The sequence below is a fragment of the Priestia sp. FSL W8-0524 genome, assembly GCF_038005965.1.
Taxonomy (GTDB): Bacteria; Bacillota; Bacilli; order Bacillales; family Bacillaceae_H; genus Priestia; species Priestia zanthoxyli.
This window is the reverse complement of record NZ_JBBOUG010000006.1, coordinates 1-16,547: the sequence shown is the minus strand read 5'-3', so window position 1 is coordinate 16,547 and position 16,547 is coordinate 1. Positions and strand designations below refer to the sequence as shown.

The 16,547-nt window shown below is 33.9% G+C and carries 19 protein-coding genes; 8 read left to right on the top strand and 11 right to left on the bottom strand.

Features of this window, described 5'->3' with window-relative positions:
• Positions 1 to 727: 727 nt before the first annotated feature.
• The 3 genes from NST66_RS29165 (at position 728) to NST66_RS29155 (ending at position 3,484) form a co-directional block, all read left to right on the top strand.
• Positions 728 to 1,342 carry a MerR family transcriptional regulator gene (locus tag NST66_RS29165; RefSeq protein WP_328117877.1) on the top strand — a complete coding sequence of 205 codons (615 nt, stop codon included), beginning with the start codon at positions 728 to 730 and terminating at the stop codon, positions 1,340 to 1,342.
• A gap of 394 nt (positions 1,343 to 1,736) precedes the next feature.
• Positions 1,737 to 2,636: a transcriptional regulator gene (locus NST66_RS29160; protein ID WP_340843944.1), complete on the top strand. Its 900-nt coding sequence runs from the start codon at positions 1,737 to 1,739 to the stop codon at positions 2,634 to 2,636.
• 578 nt (positions 2,637 to 3,214) lie between these two features.
• On the top strand, positions 3,215 to 3,484 hold the full coding sequence (locus NST66_RS29155) for a hypothetical protein (RefSeq protein ID WP_047933927.1): 270 nt from the start codon (positions 3,215 to 3,217) through the stop codon (positions 3,482 to 3,484).
• Between the two features lie 61 nt (positions 3,485 to 3,545).
• Here NST66_RS29155 and NST66_RS29150 read toward each other — a convergent pair whose 3' ends face one another.
• The gene (locus NST66_RS29150; protein ID WP_340843943.1) at positions 3,546 to 3,857 is read right to left on the bottom strand and encodes a hypothetical protein; all 312 of its coding nucleotides are present in this window, start codon (positions 3,855 to 3,857) and stop codon (positions 3,546 to 3,548) included.
• A 376-nt stretch (positions 3,858 to 4,233) separates the two neighbouring features.
• On the opposite strand from NST66_RS29150, the gene mobQ reads away from it, so the two are divergent.
• On the top strand, positions 4,234 to 6,216 hold the full coding sequence (gene mobQ / locus NST66_RS29145; RefSeq protein ID WP_340843942.1) for a MobQ family relaxase: 1,983 nt from the start codon (positions 4,234 to 4,236) through the stop codon (positions 6,214 to 6,216).
• A 444-nt stretch (positions 6,217 to 6,660) separates the two neighbouring features.
• On the opposite strand, the gene NST66_RS29140 is transcribed toward mobQ, so the two are convergent.
• The 4 genes from NST66_RS29140 to NST66_RS29125 form a co-directional block, all read right to left on the bottom strand.
• Positions 6,661 to 6,888: a spore germination protein gene (locus tag NST66_RS29140; RefSeq protein ID WP_322552816.1), complete on the bottom strand. Its 228-nt coding sequence runs from the start codon at positions 6,886 to 6,888 to the stop codon at positions 6,661 to 6,663.
• A gap of 21 nt (positions 6,889 to 6,909) precedes the next feature.
• Positions 6,910 to 7,152, bottom strand: a complete 243-nt coding sequence (locus tag NST66_RS29135; protein ID WP_048022330.1) for a spore germination protein — start codon at positions 7,150 to 7,152, stop codon at positions 6,910 to 6,912.
• Between the two features lie 421 nt (positions 7,153 to 7,573).
• Positions 7,574 to 7,693, bottom strand: coding sequence for a YjcZ family sporulation protein (locus NST66_RS29130; RefSeq protein ID WP_340843941.1), 120 nt, complete (start codon positions 7,691 to 7,693; stop codon positions 7,574 to 7,576).
• Positions 7,694 to 8,199: 506 nt separating this feature from the next.
• The gene (locus tag NST66_RS29125) at positions 8,200 to 8,442 is read right to left on the bottom strand and encodes a spore germination protein (protein ID WP_322552817.1); all 243 of its coding nucleotides are present in this window, start codon (positions 8,440 to 8,442) and stop codon (positions 8,200 to 8,202) included.
• A 338-nt stretch (positions 8,443 to 8,780) separates the two neighbouring features.
• Between NST66_RS29125 and NST66_RS29315 the strand changes: the two genes are divergently transcribed.
• Complete coding sequence (locus tag NST66_RS29315; RefSeq protein ID WP_434801665.1) at positions 8,781 to 8,888, top strand: sunset domain-containing protein; 108 nt, start codon at positions 8,781 to 8,783, stop codon at positions 8,886 to 8,888.
• A gap of 114 nt (positions 8,889 to 9,002) precedes the next feature.
• Here the strand turns inward: NST66_RS29315 and NST66_RS29120 are convergent, their stop codons facing one another.
• The 3 genes from NST66_RS29120 to NST66_RS29110 are packed head-to-tail and all read right to left on the bottom strand — an operon-like array spanning position 9,003 to position 12,772.
• On the bottom strand, positions 9,003 to 10,157 hold the full coding sequence (locus NST66_RS29120; protein ID WP_340843940.1) for a Ger(x)C family spore germination protein: 1,155 nt from the start codon (positions 10,155 to 10,157) through the stop codon (positions 9,003 to 9,005).
• Positions 10,154 to 11,689: a spore germination protein gene (locus NST66_RS29115; protein WP_340843939.1), complete on the bottom strand. Its 1,536-nt coding sequence runs from the start codon at positions 11,687 to 11,689 to the stop codon at positions 10,154 to 10,156. The genes NST66_RS29120 and NST66_RS29115 overlap by 4 nt, the downstream gene beginning before the upstream one ends.
• Before the next feature lie 3 nt (positions 11,690 to 11,692).
• Positions 11,693 to 12,772, bottom strand: a complete 1,080-nt coding sequence (locus NST66_RS29110; RefSeq protein ID WP_340843938.1) for an endospore germination permease — start codon at positions 12,770 to 12,772, stop codon at positions 11,693 to 11,695.
• Positions 12,773 to 13,008: 236 nt separating this feature from the next.
• On the opposite strand from NST66_RS29110, the gene tnpA reads away from it, so the two are divergent.
• Both tnpA and tnpB read left to right on the top strand, forming a co-directional pair.
• Complete coding sequence (gene tnpA / locus NST66_RS29310; protein WP_379261829.1) at positions 13,009 to 13,116, top strand: IS66 family insertion sequence element accessory protein TnpA; 108 nt, start codon at positions 13,009 to 13,011, stop codon at positions 13,114 to 13,116.
• A 126-nt stretch (positions 13,117 to 13,242) separates the two neighbouring features.
• Positions 13,243 to 13,590 (top strand): IS66 family insertion sequence element accessory protein TnpB, encoded by a 348-nt coding sequence (tnpB, locus tag NST66_RS29305; protein ID WP_082802763.1) that lies wholly within the window; start codon positions 13,243 to 13,245, stop codon positions 13,588 to 13,590.
• On the opposite strand, the gene NST66_RS29105 is transcribed toward tnpB, so the two are convergent.
• From NST66_RS29105 to NST66_RS29095, 3 genes are all read right to left on the bottom strand, one after another.
• Positions 13,577 to 14,422, bottom strand: a complete 846-nt coding sequence (locus NST66_RS29105; RefSeq protein WP_229387497.1) for an AraC family transcriptional regulator — start codon at positions 14,420 to 14,422, stop codon at positions 13,577 to 13,579. The genes tnpB and NST66_RS29105 overlap by 14 nt on opposite strands.
• A 112-nt stretch (positions 14,423 to 14,534) precedes the next feature.
• Entirely contained in the window at positions 14,535 to 15,110 is a 576-nt protein-coding gene (locus NST66_RS29100; RefSeq protein ID WP_079524004.1) for a recombinase family protein, read from the bottom strand.
• Between the two features lie 64 nt (positions 15,111 to 15,174).
• Positions 15,175 to 15,639, bottom strand: a complete 465-nt coding sequence (locus NST66_RS29095) for an HTH domain-containing protein (protein ID WP_340843937.1) — start codon at positions 15,637 to 15,639, stop codon at positions 15,175 to 15,177.
• Between the two features lie 372 nt (positions 15,640 to 16,011).
• On the opposite strand from NST66_RS29095, the gene NST66_RS29090 reads away from it, so the two are divergent.
• Positions 16,012 to 16,547 (top strand): shikimate kinase (locus NST66_RS29090; RefSeq protein ID WP_340843936.1); only part of this gene is annotated, 536 nt, incomplete at its 3' end.

Sequence of the window (16,547 nt, the reverse complement as noted above, 5' to 3'; positions counted from 1 at the left end):
TTGAGCAAACTACTCATGACGTCGTGAGGCATCCAGTATCCAACACGAATCTCTTCTCCAAGAGCAGAAAAACCTACTGATCCCTGTTCAGTAGGTTTTTCGTTTTTAAGCTGTATAAGATATACAAAGTTAGTTAACATAATGTCTCTTTCCGGAACACACAAAAAAAAAGAACCCTTATGGGAGTAGGGTTCTCGATGAGGCCTTGTTTCTTCTTTATGCAGCTTTTTATACATCCTTGAGATAACAGGATTTTCTCTTCAGGTGATTGAAGCAAAGATGTATAAAAAGTGCACATTTTATACATATGCTCGTACGGGGAAATATAGTCCTTATGTAAAAAATGTGCTACTATTTACTTACGGTTATATTTTGGTACTTTATAATTGTGATTCATAAAACAAAGCAACCTCACTCCAATGACCTCGGAATGAGGTTGCTTTTTATTTTGCTATTGGCGAGAAATATAAAACGGCATAGTCCGTCTATAAATCAACGTTTCCTCCTTTAGAATTTAAATTATTAAATTCTAAAGGAGGAATATTTTTATGGTCGAATATAGAGGAAGAACAGTGTAAGATAATTTAATAAACACAGTATTTATTTGTCAACTAGCTAGTACTTATCAAGGTTGATATCTTAGGTACAAACCTTGGTAAATCTTAATACTAAGGTTTTTTATTAAGGTATATAGATTTAAATTTAGGTTTATAAAGTAGGTGGAATCATGGATATTTTTGAGAACCACGGTGACAAAAAAATGGATAAAGACCAAGGTTCTGATGTTGATAATGAATTAGAATTTACAATTAAAGAGGCTGCTAATATTATAGGTGAAACACCTAATGTCGTAAGAAACTGGATGAAGGAATTACGTGATTATATTCCTCATAAAAAAGATGCATCTAATGGCTATACAAAATTTGATAAAGCAGGTATGGAAAGGTTAAAAGAAATCCGATCGCTGCACCGAGAACAAAATTGGTCAATTAAGCAAATTGAAAATTATTTTGCTACAGGAGGAGAATCTTTTAAACCAGAACCTAAAAAGGCAACAGGTGAAGTTATTGCTGACGAATTAAAAGAGCTAAAAGAAGAGATCAAGTTATTAAGAGAACATAACGAACAACAAAAACAATTTAATATGGCTCTTATTAAAAAATTAGACGAAGTAAGTAATCGTAATGAAGAGCATTATAAACGTTTTGATGAAACAGCTCGGTCTCTTTTAGAAACAAAAAAAATGTTAGCTGTTGCTGATGACTTAAGTAAAAACCACAGTAAAGACCTTGGTAAATCAGGATTCAAAGGCTTTCTATCACGATTATTCCAAGGTAAATAACAATTGAACTATTAACCTATATAAACCAAAAAAAGAAAGCTCCATTGCAATGGAGCTTTCTTTTTTTGGTTTATATTACTATTTTCCATTGAATTATCAGATTAATAGAAGGTATAATAGACTTAACAAAAATGGACGGAATAGAAAAAAGACTTCAACGTGTTTAAGAAGTGTAAGCAGCACCCTTAAACCGTTCCCCCTACGCAAACTAGGGAAAACACCTGTCGAAGTCTCTTGTTAATAGTTTCATTATCGATAAGATAAAACTTATGGTTTTATTTTATACGAAATTGACATCTATTTCAAGGGCTTAGTTCATCACAACAAAAGACATTGTTTTCCTTGTTAAGGGAGACAATGTCTTTTGTTGTTCCTAAAAGGAGAAGATGAACCAATGACAATTAGCCGCATACTTACTACGGAAGAGTTTAACCACATGCAAGCCTACGAAAGTTATACAGAAAATCGTCCTCAACATCAATCGATGAAACGAAAATTATTGAAAGAAATTATTCAGCTCTATGGTGATAAATACTATCGTTTACATGACGGAACAAGAAAAGCGTTAGATCGACTCTGCTGGCTGGGTGCAGAAAAAGGCTTTTGCTTTCCTGGCAGTACATATTTAGGTAAAACCTATGAAATATCCAAAGGAAACATGGATCGCCATCTAAGAGAGTTACGAAAACAAGGGCAAGTTGTGACCGTCTATCGACGTTGCCCTCGTAATAACGGAAAAGGGAATCCTGTACATTTATTTGTTAACCACCCTTACTTTGAGTATTGGGTCAACTTTTTACAACTTGATTTGACCTCTCATGTTGAAGCAGATGTTGAAGCAGAAAATGCCGAAACCCCTTGTGAGAGTAAGGATGAAGAGGCAAAAAAAAATCCTACCTATAATTTAACTTTAAAAGATTTAAATAAATACATACGTAAAGACATAGATATAAAGCTTTCAACGGAATATCTACCGTCTTTTATTCCAATGCCATTTAAAGCAGCCGTACAGCCGTTTTTTAACTGTGCAGATGATATTTATCATTTATGGGGGAAAGTACGCTTAGCACACAAAATAAGCCGTCTAGAGAAGCCTGTTGAGGAATTAGTATCAATTGCTGTTCAAGCATTTAAAGAAACCGTCTTTGCTTATAAAAGAAATCGAATAAAGACAACCTTTGAAGCCTATTTTTTCGGGACTTTAAGAGGTTTATTTACTACTGAGCGTAGAAGAGAAGTTCAAAGAAATAAAACTAATCCGTTATTCTATAACTTTTTAGAATTAGATGCTTAATATATTTATCTTGAAGCCTATTTTTGTCTATAGACTGTGGAGAATGGGCTGTTTAGAAGAATACTTATGCCAAGAAGCATTGTATACTTACACGACTACATGTGTAGCTATATCAATGGCTACCTAAAATAAAACCTTTTAAACGACATGGCATAAGTATGTTTGCGGTTTAAAAGAAGATTCTTCAAAAAATGGAACCTTTAAGGTGTCTTTTCCTGTACTTCTGTTAAATCCTATATAAAATCTATATTACATACGTTGGTGTACAAGCAATTTGGGGATTTTGATTAATAGGGCTATAAATCAATGGTGCTTTTCGAGATACTTTCCTTATAGGTAACTTTGATTACGTTAGTAATCATGTTCCTATTAGAGGTATTCTTTTTCTTACTCCTATTTTAGGTTAGATATATATCATGACGACGACGGGAAAAGAAATGTGCTAAATGAGTTTGAAAAGGGGTACAACAAATTAGAAACATAGGAGGGACATGCTCTAAAAAGAGAAACACAAAAGGGACGTCACTAAGACGTTACGTGGTTTAGAAGGTTCTTAACAATTCAAGGGAGAGAATGCTATGGAAAAACACAAAATAAAACAGATTCTACAGGAGCATGAATTGTTTGATATTGAAATTCCTTTCATGACTAAGAATGGAGTTGACTATATTCGTGTAGACCTTTTATTTTATCTTATTACAAAAATGAAAGGGCGTATTTTCAAAGACATATATAGATCAATTCTCCAAAATAAAAATGATCCTCAAGAATTATATGGTATTCTTCGGGCCTTTGCTGAAATAGTGGACGACCTAGGCTACACATTTAGCAAACAAAAAAATGTATAGGCTCCTAGAGCAAATACGTTTTTTTGTTTGTTCTTATGTAATTGTAATAAAGACAAATCATTTATTCTTTTGCTGATGCTACTTCCTTGGATGCATTGTTTTTCTGTGTAACAATTACATCATGATATAAAATCTTCTCTTTATTTTTTCCTACATACGATTGCAATGCCTTCGCAATCTTTTCTGCTTCTTCTTCACTTTGAATCTCAAAGTATTTTTCGAAGATCGCCCCGACTTGAATCAGTCGTCTTGTTCTTTCTTTTCTCTCTTTTTCTTTTTTACGCGCTTCAACTTGTTGTTTCTTCGCTTTCATCTTCTCAATTTTCTCTTCTAATTCCTGAAGAATTTCCTCATTTGTTCGCTTCTTCGGCACCCATCCCCATCTCCTTTATCTGTTCTCTAATGTTTAAATTGATTATATCAAAAATTGAGATAAATTGGTATCATTAGCATAGATTCTCTCACCAGGATATGATATAATTCCCTTAGATCGAAGAGATAAGGGCGCACTTATACATCGTACCGATGTGTGCGGTTCCTTTGGAACGAAAAGACAAAACCAAATACCCATTCGCCTAGATGGCGAATTTTATAAAACCTGTTTGTCTATCGGCAAAGATGAAATCAGCATCTGACACCTTCGGTGTTCATGATGATGCTTTCATCAAAAACGTTGATTAGCGCACTTTGTGCTCTTATCAACTTATTCCTAAACCACTAACCCATTCTCAAGAAAGGAGGAAAGAATTATGGCTATCTACCATCTATCGATGCAAATCATCAGTCGTTCAAAAGGACAATCAGCTGTCGCTGCAGCTGCTTATCGCAGTGGCGAAAAACTACATGATGAACGCACCGACGAGCAAAAGTTTTATGCTCGTGATGTACAACCGGAAACCATGATCCTGACTCCTTCTAATTCTCCAGAATGGATGAAAGACCGCAACCGTTTATGGAATGAAGTTGAAAAAGTAGAGAAGCGCAAAGACTCACAACTAGCACGCGAATTAAACATCGCGTTGCCAATCGAACTGAATCAAGACCAACAAAAAGAGCTCATTCAGTCTTTTGCACAACATGAGTTTGTTCAAAAAGGAATGGTCGCCGACATCGCCATCCATCGTGACGATACTAATAATCCTCATGCTCACATCATGTTAACCATGAGAAATGTAGATCAAGATGGTTTCGGCAAAAAGAATCGTGACTGGAATGCTGATTTTGCCAATGCAAAAGAAAATAATCGTGGATACGTCAAAAATAGCGAAGGCTGCCTATCTATTCGTGAACAGTGGGCGAACTATGCAAACCAAGCATTAGAACAAGCCCATAGTAAACAGCGTATTACGCACCTTTCTCATGAGAAGCGTGGACTTGAAGTTCTTCCAACCATTCACTTAGGGCATGTGGCTCATGACATGGAGAAGAAAGGGAAGCAAAGCGAGCGTGGCCAAGTTAACCGAGAGCGCCAAGAGTATAACCAAGTCGTTATAGACCTACAGGCTTACCGCCGCCAAAAAGAGGATCATCTACAAAAAATGAAAGAAAAAGAGAAGCAATTTAGCTTCTCTACAGATGTTGAGAAAACGCAGATTCAAAAGGCTGCATCTCTTTTAAACCAAGAAGTCGTTTCCTTAGACGATGTCTACAAACGCCATGAAGAACTACGCAAAATGAGTGATCGTCATGACCCAATTGAACGTCATTTCCATGTTCAACAACAGCAGTTCCTTAACGTCAGCAATTCCTATGACCGTGTGAGGGCTTTGGAGCTTGAAATTAAGCAGAATGAAGAGAAAGTAGATGAACTCAAGGGATCACTCAATCCGTTTAAACTGAAAGAAAATAATATGATGAAACGTCGTTACCTTGATAAAATTTCTGATTTAGAAGGTAATAAAGCAAACTATGAAAGCAGCATCAAAGAATATAAAGAATCCCTTCGTTTTTCAAATGAAGAAGAATTCTACCAACGTTACCAAGAATTCTCTCAACAAAAAGAGAGCCGTCTGCATCAAATCAAATATGAGAAACAACAGATTCGAGTAGAGACAAAAACTTTATTACAAGCAGAAGAAGCCATTAAAATGGCTAAAATTCGTGAAGTAAGCTCACATTATCCTGATTTAAAAACAGCCGGAAAATACTTGAGCTATGACAATGCCTTAAAACTAGAAAAGCATATAGATATGGCCAAAAAAACGCCAGTAACGTTAGAAGTCATTGAAAAAGCCATTGGAAATCAAAAAGATGAGTTGTACAAACTAAAGAAAAATATAAAAATCTTCGAAACAGAAAAAGATTATCTAGATGCGACGAAGAATCAAGTTACTAACCTTGAAAAAGCAGAAAAAGAACTTGATAAACTAAGTAATAGCCCTGGTGAGACAGCTAAACGATTGGTTTCAAAAAAAGCACGTCAACATTATGAAGAATTACAGCATGAAGCCAATCATTATCGAGAGAACCTTAAAGAAAAAGGATACAAAGGACCAGATGATTTAGAGAAGCGACAAGGCGAAATTAGAGAACTTGAGAGAGAGGTAATCCCAGCTATAGAAAAGCAGATAAACACGAAGGAGCAAGTCATAGGAACGATCTCAGGCATCTTTGATGCTATTAAACAAGCTGTTCATACCCAAGAACAGGGACAACAAAGGCATCAACTTAGAAAAATGAGAAGTAGCAATATAAATAGATCTAAAAATCAAGGACCAGAAATTGAACGTTAATAAAGAAAGGCTTGTTCGATTACAAGAACAAGCCTTCCTCTTTATAAAATTAATAGTTTGAATAGCCGTCACGTTTACAGTTACAACCAGAATGATGATCTTTATGAGCGTCATAACCATCTTTACAGTTATTATTGCCATAATCTCCGCCTTTGTTATATCCATCATAACCACCGTAGTTACGACAACCGCCATAATTGTTGTTATAGTTCCAACAACCACATCTACAACGACGTCTACAGCCAAAGAAATTCCAACAACACATATATTTTCCCTCCCTTTAGCATAGATACGATATTTTATGTTTTCTATTTTATTTAGCTTGTACTATTGTCACCTATGAAAAAAAGCTTCTAAATTAAATATCTAGAAGCTTTTTTAGCAATTAACTTAAAATTAAAAGTGAACAAAAAGAATATTTTTATATCTATTATTTAGTGAGATTTAAGTGTTCGAAGTATTATCAACTTGGCCTTGATCGCTAATATCTGGATCACAATTGTTGTTTAACATATGAGCCACTGAAGGAGAAGTATTACCAAAAGAAAAACAAGCTCCTACTGATTTTGAATTAGCTGTATGACTGTTTTGAACATTGTTACCTATATCTAAATTTGCATTTTCTGTGATTCCGTTAGTATTAAAGTTTTGAACATTAATATTACATGGCATAAAAAATGTACTCCTTTATTATTAAACTTGCCCTGATATCGGCATAGAAGGGTTAGCAATTTGATCTTGGTCACTAAAGTCTGGATCAAAGTTTCCATTGGCCATCCAAGACGTAGAAGGAGAGAAATTACCCATAGAAATACAAGCTCCTACCCATTTTGAATTAGCTGTATGACTATTGTGTACTGTATGACCAAAATCTAGATTTCCGTTTTGTGTAATCCCATTGGTCAATACATTTCCAACGATAATAGAATAAGGCATAAACCTACTCCTTTCTCTTTTGAACACCTATTACAGTTTATTCTTTTATCCTTTATTAGGTAACTTGCCTAAATAAATATTAGTTTAAGACAGCTCATAAAATATTTTCTCATCTTTTAAACAAATTGTGCCTTAAGGCACTCTAAGTCAACTTAAGTTGACTACCTGTACCTAACAAGAAAAGCCCTTTATAAACTATTTCATGCACGTCAAAAAACTCCTGACTTTAGAAATAATCAAGAGTTTTTTGAATTAGTAGGGGATACATCCAAAAACAAAGGGTCCTCATATAATGAATTTGTGGAGTGCATCAACTATATTATATTCATCGACAATATTTTAGTAACTTGCCTACGATAAAAGAATTTAAGATAACTTGGTCTATGTAAAAAGCCTTTCCTTTAGAAAGACTTTTATTGTATTAGCAGAAGCCACCGTAGCCACCACTAAAACAACTACATCCAATAATGACAAGAAGAATAAATAAGACAATTAGAAGAGCAAAACCTCCACCAAGTCCACATCCACCATTACTAGACATACTATCACTCCTTTTATGAAATCTGAATAAAACTAAAGGAGTAGGAACATAATTTATATGGGCTAACGTATTATATGTATCCGTAATCGTTTATGAGCATGTTTAATTCTTTAAAGCTTAAAATGAATAAAGTCCAGCATTAAAGACAGACTAATAGAGATGCTTTTTAGTATCAATATTCTCTTCTAATTACGTTACAAAAAAACACACTAACTACCTTCCAAATAGTTAGTGTGTTTTCCTTGTCTTTCGAAATGAATTTCTAAAGACAAGCTGCCTTACTTTTCCGTCTATATATCATATGTACATTGTTTAAATTAAATGCTGAAAATATACTTACACTATGAATTGAAGTACCATAAATCGAACAAACTATAAAAGACGCTGTGAAGCTTCCGTTTGGTAATTCTCACTGTTTCAAGTTAACATTATGAAGCCAGAAAACCCCTTAATTGTTGAAATAGGGGGTTTTTCTATTCTAAGTAAGTTTTATATCCTCATAATCATTATTGTTGATTTCCATCTATTCCATCAACGTTTGCAATAGCTGTTTGATCATTAATATCGGAATCCATGTGATCAGTTTTCATCCTAGCTGAAGAGAAAGAAATGTCACCATACGTTCTGTTTATTCCAGTTGACTTGGTGTTTGCTGTGTGACCATTATGAATTACTTCACCAAAATTTGTAGACCCATTACTAGAAGTGCTATTAATTCTCGCCGTTCCAATATTTATGAACCCTGGCATTGTTATCCCATCCTTTTCTTCAGTTTAGTAGATATACATTATGATAATACAAGCCTAAGTGTGAAAACCATTTTTCACTTGGAACACGATTAATAATACATCATCAAATTAAAAATTTAGAATTTTCTTCTTAAAAATATTCAATTGTAAAATCATAAAAAATAAAGGACAAGCATATAATTTATCAAAAGCCTCAACAAACCATATGAATTGAACTAGCAAAATTCTCTAAATATCCCGATTTAGGGGATTTTGCTTTTATATAGGGGGTACCGTCAGGAAAATGCAGATTTACAACGTTAAGGAAATTATAATAGAAAAAAGTCCAATTTCTCAGTATCATAAAAATTTATCATACAGCAGATTCACCTCGGTATGAACGAACTAAGTCAGAAGTCATTTTTTGTATGCGAGCTCCTTTATATTTAGTAGTGAGCTTTCCCTAATTGGTAATTGGAAGTAATGGGTGATATACAAGCCTTTCTGTATATCACCCATCATTTAATAAGGGATCACCTAGTTTGAATGTGTTAAAACACCCTAAAATTATAAGTTTAACATTAATATCCGTCTTGGTACTTCAACTTTCCTGAGTTAACTAAATTAACTTTAACTTTTAAATGCTTTATACTATGTTTATTTAAGTAAAACGAGCCTGCTTTCACTTCTTCTTTCCATTTACTTGGGTTTTGGCGATATAATGATTCCCCTAATCTGTAGATATCTGAATTTATTTCTATTCCTTTTTCAAAGGAGTTTAGAATTTCTAACTTTATAATATCTTCAGTTTTTGTAACTAACTCTTTATCATTAATTTCCTTGATTTTCTCATTGATTCCGGCTTGCACTTCAACTGTAATATTAAAAAGTATTGGTTTACTATTCATAATAGGGGTAATGGTAATCTTAGGTTTCTCTACCACTACTGAAACAACAGCGCTATCATTCTCAACAATCCACACAGGAGATCGAACGGTTTTTTCATCCATCCATCTTAGACCGTTTAAATCAGTCTCAGAAAGCCAGCCTTCTAGGCGATTATTTCTTATGAAAAAAGCACCATCATTTCTTAATAATGGTGCTTTTTTTGATTCTTCTTTCCAGTTTTCCGTCGAAATTTTAACTGATGGAATTAAAGCTGTTTGTCCCATTGGATCGCTATCTCTAATAAATTGATGAAACTTTTTAGGTTGTATATAAGATCTCTGTTTATAGCTTTCATATGGTTCATGGAGAATGGTTGACAATCCCGACAATGTAAAAAACGCTTTTGTTTTAAGTACATCTTCTATGGGTTCCTTTGTAGCATATAAGAGAATATTATAGCGTATTTCTCGGTATCGATTAATAAAATCAATCGAATCTTTAATATCTTGTTTTAGGAGTTGTTCACTCAAAATTAGCGTAGAGACATGTCCCCAAAAAAGTCTTTGTTGTGCATCTTTATATAATTGATTTAATGCTTCCGTAATTGTAATGCCTTCCCCTCTTCCTATCCAAACTGGTGGTTGTTTATCAGGTCTTGCCCCTTCTAACTTAGCAACATTAGAAAAGTCAAGTAACTGAGCATAGGCTATATATTTTCCTTCTTTAAAATCTATACCAAGAGCTGCTACATAATAAATATCTTGTACTTCTTTAATATTCCAGCATCCAGATAATATTGTGCTAGACAAGAGTATCATGGTTATTAGTTTTAGTTTGTTCAGCTTCACTCTTTCCCTTCTCCTTCATCAGTTTTAGAACTATCATTGGTCCGAAGGTAACTTACTCTATGCCCATAACTTCTCCACGGTAAGCGAAATAATGCCTTGAAAAAATCAGAACTAGATTTTGGGAAAACCAAAGCTAAGTAAGGTATCCCAAAGGAACGCAATCTAGAAAGATAAAGAACGATTACAAATCCCCCAAGCATAAAACCATATAACCCCATTAAAATTGAACATAATAGTACAAAGCCTCTGAGTATGGATACTGCTCCTCCTAGTAGTTGGTTTACTAGGGTATATCCCGCAATAGCAGATAAAGCAGTAATAACAATCACAGATGGGGAAATAAAACCCGAACGGATTGCAGCATCCCCAATGATTAGTCCGCCTACCACTGAAAGGGTTTGACCAAGGGGGGAGGGTAATCTTTGACCGGCTTCACGGAACATCTCAAAAAGAAACAAAACAATTATAAGCTCAAGTGGTGCTGGAAATGGTAGACCTGATCTTGCAACAGTCACAGTCGCAAGAAGAGGGAAAGGAATTTGATCTTGGTGATAAGCAAGTAATGCCATCCAAAATCCGGGTAGGAAGACAGCTAAAAGAAATCCAACCCACCGATAAAAGCGTGCAAATGATACAGTTAGAAAATTAAAGTGGGAATCTTCTGCAGCTTTTATTAAAAAAGTTATAGTAACAGGAGCGATAATAACAATTGGGGAGCCATCAATTATAATCACTACTCTACCTTGCAATAAGCATTCCACTGCAAAATCAGGTCTGGCTGTATCACCACAAAGAGGAAAAATAGATAAAGATTGTTTCGATACCATCTCTTGAATTTGAGTTGAACTAACTACGCCATCAATATCAATTAAAGTTAGACATTCTAGAATGTTATTTAGTATCTCTAAATTAACTACATCTTTTAAATATAATATCCCTATTTGAGTTTGAGTCCGTTTACCTAACGTCAATGTTTGATAAGATAAGGTGGGATGTCTTAATCTTTTTCGAATAAGTGCCACGTTTGTTGAAATATCCTCAATAAAATTGTCTCTTGGCCCACGAATGGATGTTTCGTAATTAGATTGTTCGGTAGAACGGTTTGGTTTATTTGATGCACTAACAGAGAAAAAGGTAAACGACTTAGGAAAATACAGAACTAAATTTCCATTAAATATTTCCAAAGAAATAGACTCGAACCCTTCACTCACTTCTAAAGGTGTCCATTCTAGGTCTTGTTGATATTTATCAATTTCTTCTTTTAAGAAACGGTATTGATGTTTTTGAGCTATTTTTTCTAATTGAGGAATAATAAATTGATTAATTTGTTTTTTGTCCACTAAACTCTCGCAATAAATGAAAAAGGTCTCTATATCACTATCTTCACTCCCGATTTTATGGAGAACTACTTTTACATCTTCACTATTTTGATATGTTGAACGTATTTTTTCCTCATTTATAATTGGATTAGGTTTATAGATAGTATATTTTCCATTCCCATTTTTTTTATTATTCTGTTCCCCTCTTCTCAAGGATTATCTCTCCTTTAATCTTTTTAGAAAAACTAAAAATCCTAATACTAATGAAAAGAAAAGCAGAAATAAAAAAGATAAATGAAAATAAACATTTTGTAAAAAACGAACAAATTCAATATCACTCATAGGAAGAAGAACAGCCACAAATGTAATTAGTGAACTGATTCCTATTAATACATTCCTTTTTTTCTCGTTTTTAAATGAAAATAATTGTCCAATAATATATAAACCAAAACTTATCCTAATAAATCCACCTGATAGCCATTGGTAAATTGAAAAGAAATCTACATGTTCAATATACTTTCCTATTTTCAATAATCTCCATTCTTCGTAAGCAGGATACCTCTGATTAGCAGCCTCTTCAGGTCCAAAAATAGCAATAGAGCCCAATAAAGGGCCAAGCGTTAAGCAGATCAACACTAACCCAAGAATAATAAAACTCCGTGACTTGATATTCATTTTTAAATTATGTTGAATAAAAAAAATTAAAGTCACTTCTAGCAGAGAACCTAAACTGTAGACGATTCCTTTAATAACGGGTGTCAATCCATTTTCAAGGATAGGAAATATTTGAGAATAATCCTTATGAGGAAGATTAAGACTCATAACGAAAAAGCCCAATGCAACAACAAATACTAATAAAAAACCTGACAGAATAGATAAGGTTGTAAAATTAGATGTTGCAGCAAAAAAACAGATAACTAAAAATACAATAGCTAAAATGGGCGCAGGACTTTGTGGAAAATAGGATGTAACTGTCCATACAATCATATCTTTTAAGGTAACTCCAATAAATAAGAGAATAAACATATACATTAATAAACATAATCCCTTTGCAACAATATTCCCAAAGTGGTTATTTAACCATGAATACAGATGTGTGTGGTCTAACTTTTTCATAATAAATCGAATAAAAAGTAACCATCCCAGAATGAATCCCCCAGATAAGAGGACTGAAATCCATGAATCTCTCCTCGAGATAGCTAACAACATAGGAATCACCATAACGTGATTCATTAAGCCAATACTCATCATAAACAAAACAAATACTTGTGAAAAATTCGCTTTATGTTGTTGCATTGTTAAACCTACTAACTTAGTTGGATTTTATAAAGAATAAACTAATCACATCAAAACTAATTGGCAAGGATACTAAACGGTATTTTCTCCATTTATTAAGAAATTATTCATATAACACCTTATATTATAAGTGTAAGCCTCTACCTTACCCACATGTTTGGCATTTTTTTATATGCGATAATCTCCTAAAGATCGAATTCTAAGGAGGTTTTGCGATGAATAAATCTCAATTATGAATGGAATGGGGACAACGGATTACCAACTGTTTGGCCAGCGGACAAAGTGCTTCAAAATGGTGTGCTTCTAATGAAGGAAGCATTCATCAGTTCTGGTATTGGAAATAAAGCTTAAAATGACTCAGGATACAAGTGATAATTCACCTATATGGTTGACATTAGAAATGGACGATTCTTTCGAAAATCAAGATTAGTGGTAGGGGGTGGTCAAGCTTCTTTAGATGTTGAACCTGAATGCGATCCAAAGTTACTTCCAGATGTAGTAAGGACGCTTCAATCAGTATGTTGAGACCTTCAATGATTGAAAGTGTCTATCTCGAACGAGGTAGTACGAATATGAGGAAATCTATCGACGGATTAGCTATTTTGGTTCAGGTGGAGTTTAATCTAGACCCATTTTCATCAAGTCTATTTGTTTTTTGTTGCAATAAGGGTAGCGTCATGAAAATGCCGATTACAACAATAAGGAAATTCCAATATAAAAAGCCTGATTTCTCGTCAATTAAATTGAGAAATTTGGCTTTTTTGTCACTCCATAAAAGTCTTCTATTATTGGAGAATATGTATATTACTTCGGGATAACAGGGACCCAGAGTTCGTGTCTTGGTTTATGCTTCTGACCGTAATAACATTCTATACACGGTAAATTTGCAAGTTCATACTCGGAGGTAGGAACCCACTCGGAATATAAACGTTTCCATGCATCCACTATGTTCGGAAAAACTGCCCATGTACCTGCGGGAATAATAAGCGTCTCCATATTTTCTGGGGATTCCCCATCGTATCTTACGCCCATGAAATAGGAAAATTGTTCATCTGTTATGGCGGCTTCTTTTCCGCAAACCCCCAGAAGGCTTTCAAGCGTGCATTTTGGATTTTCCCATGACATATCTACTAGTTCTTGCATAAATCCATCTTTTTTAGCAGTGTTCCAAAGCGTAGGGATTGTTTTAAATGCTCTGCTTGTTTTTACTGGCTTACTTTTTCCAACAATTCTTAAATCAAAATCAAGGTTTTCAATTCTATAGTCCATCTCGTTATCTCCTTTAATAGAAATTTGAAAGGAAATTCTGGGAAAGGCTTTTAACTGTACCCCTCTATTACGAGCATTGGAAGGGGTTACTCCATGCATTTTTTGAAAGGCACGTGAGAAAGTATCAGAAGAAACATAACCATATTTAATTGCCACATCGATAATCCGAATATCACTTTTTTGAATTTCAAATGCTGCGAGTGTTAACCGTCTACGTCTAATATATTCTGATAGCGATATACCAGAGATTGAAGAGAACATTCTTGAAAAATGAAACTCAGAACAATTAGCTGCTTTTGCAATCTTTTTGTAGTCTATTTCTTCATCCAGACTATTTTCAATGTAGTTTAACGCATTGTTCATTCTTTCTAGCCAATCCATAAGTTTAATCCCTTTCAATATTTACTATAAAACAAAATAGATAATAATTGCCGACATTTCATGCCTAAAAATGTTGGTGAAAAAATACACCTTTTGATAGAATCAGGACAAACTATTTGTTTCCTTCCGATAGCTTTCTATATAATGAAGCCCTAGATACATTAGTAATTTCGCAAATTTGATTTACAGTCATACCGCCTTCTTTATATAGTTTTACTGCATAATTCATTCCTGCGTGATTTTTATGATATTTCTTTAACCGGCCTTTAAACTTGCCTTCTTTCTTAGCCAGCTCAATCCCTTCACGTTGACGCATACGGATAAGATCTCGCTCTAATTGATTAACACCAGCCATTACCGTAATTAAGAATTGACTGTAAGGATTATCTTCTGATAAATCTAGCCATGAATCCTTGAGTGATTTTAAGCTCGCCTTTTTACTTCGTATTAAATCAATCAATTCAAATAAATCCTGCGTACTTCGAGTGATCCGAGTTAAGTCTGTAACATAAATGATGTCGCCTTCTTGTATATCCTCTAACATCTTTTGAAGTTGCTTACGATCTTTTGTTGCTCCGGAAACTTTTTCTTCAAAAATAATATCCATTCTGATTTCGTTCAGTTGCTGAACTTGCCTTGAAGGATTCTGGCTAGTTGAACTGACACGTATATAACCAATTTTCCGCAAAATATCACCTCATTTTTTGAGACAAGTCTTATGAGACGCTCTTAACTATGATTTTATCAGCCTCCTATACTTGTATCAATAGAGTAGACCCTATTGATACAAGGTTTTTTGTCTTAATGTTGTAAATCCGCATAATCCTGATGCTACCCCGTTTTGAGCGTTCTTTTGGATGCTGCAGTAACAAATCAATTGCATCTACTTTGCTAGTAGTCGTACTAGCTTTTGAAAGGCTATCGTTAGTACTTTCACTTTCATTTACATAGCTCGTACTAGCTGCTACTTCGCTGGTAGCTAGCTTTTGTTCTGCTGGCATTTTACTGTTTTTAGAAATAAGGGTACTGAAATCAACATCTACAGGTTCTAATTCTTCTCCAACATAGCGATAAATGCTTTCCTTACTATCCCATTCATAGCCTAATTTCTTAATCTTTGATTGAATAGTACGAGTACTTACATCATATCGATCAGCTAATTCTTTAATCGTGATTTCTTTCATCATAATTCCATTTAACATTTTTTTTACCAGCATCCTACTAGCCCCCATTTTCGTTTTAGAATTATAGTACTAGTATTCAAATGCAAAGTAATATTTCCTGCTATATTTTTTCAGCTGCATAGTTATTTCAATCTTTGAGCAAGATACTCAAGAAGTCTTTTAGGACTCCACTTACAACCTAATATTTATCAGTAGAAAAAGCCATCTTCCCCAAAGATGGCTTTTTCGCCTTTTAGTTAACATAAAACCATTTATCAGAAGTAAATACTTAGTATAGCAGAAAGCTTAAGCCTTCTTTTAGTTTATATTGACTCTAAAAAATAATAATGTCCCACATATAAGACATATATATAACAGTGATTAGGACAGTAATTTAACTGTCGATTACAAAGAGGAAGGTGAAATATGTCTAAGATATGTATCATTGGAAATGGTTGTGCAGGGAAGACTACTCTAGGGAAAAAGTTAAGCCAAAATCTTTCACTTCCATTCTTTGAAATGGATGAAAAACTGAAATTTTTAAAAACAACTCCTTTTCCTACTAGGCAACAAATCAGACATTTCTCAAGAGAACTAAACAAATTATTAGATAAAGATAAATGGATAGTAGAAGGTTGGGGTTATAAAGAAACTTATGAAGAAAGATTTAAAAAAGCAGATATTATTATTTTTCTAGATGTACCTTTTCAAGTGTGTTTAGAACGCTGTCATAAAAGGTTAGGTACAAATGACTTAGAAGTTCTAAAACGAGGTGTAACAAAGTTAAATATATTTGATAAACATGTACGTCCATTGCTATTAAAACTAATTCAAAAATATAAAGATGACTCAGAAAAAATAATTCTAGAGATTGATCAGGATTTTAAATATGAGGATGTACTGAGACAAATTAACATGAATGTAGCGCCTATTAACAAGCAATCTGAATATCAAACAATAAT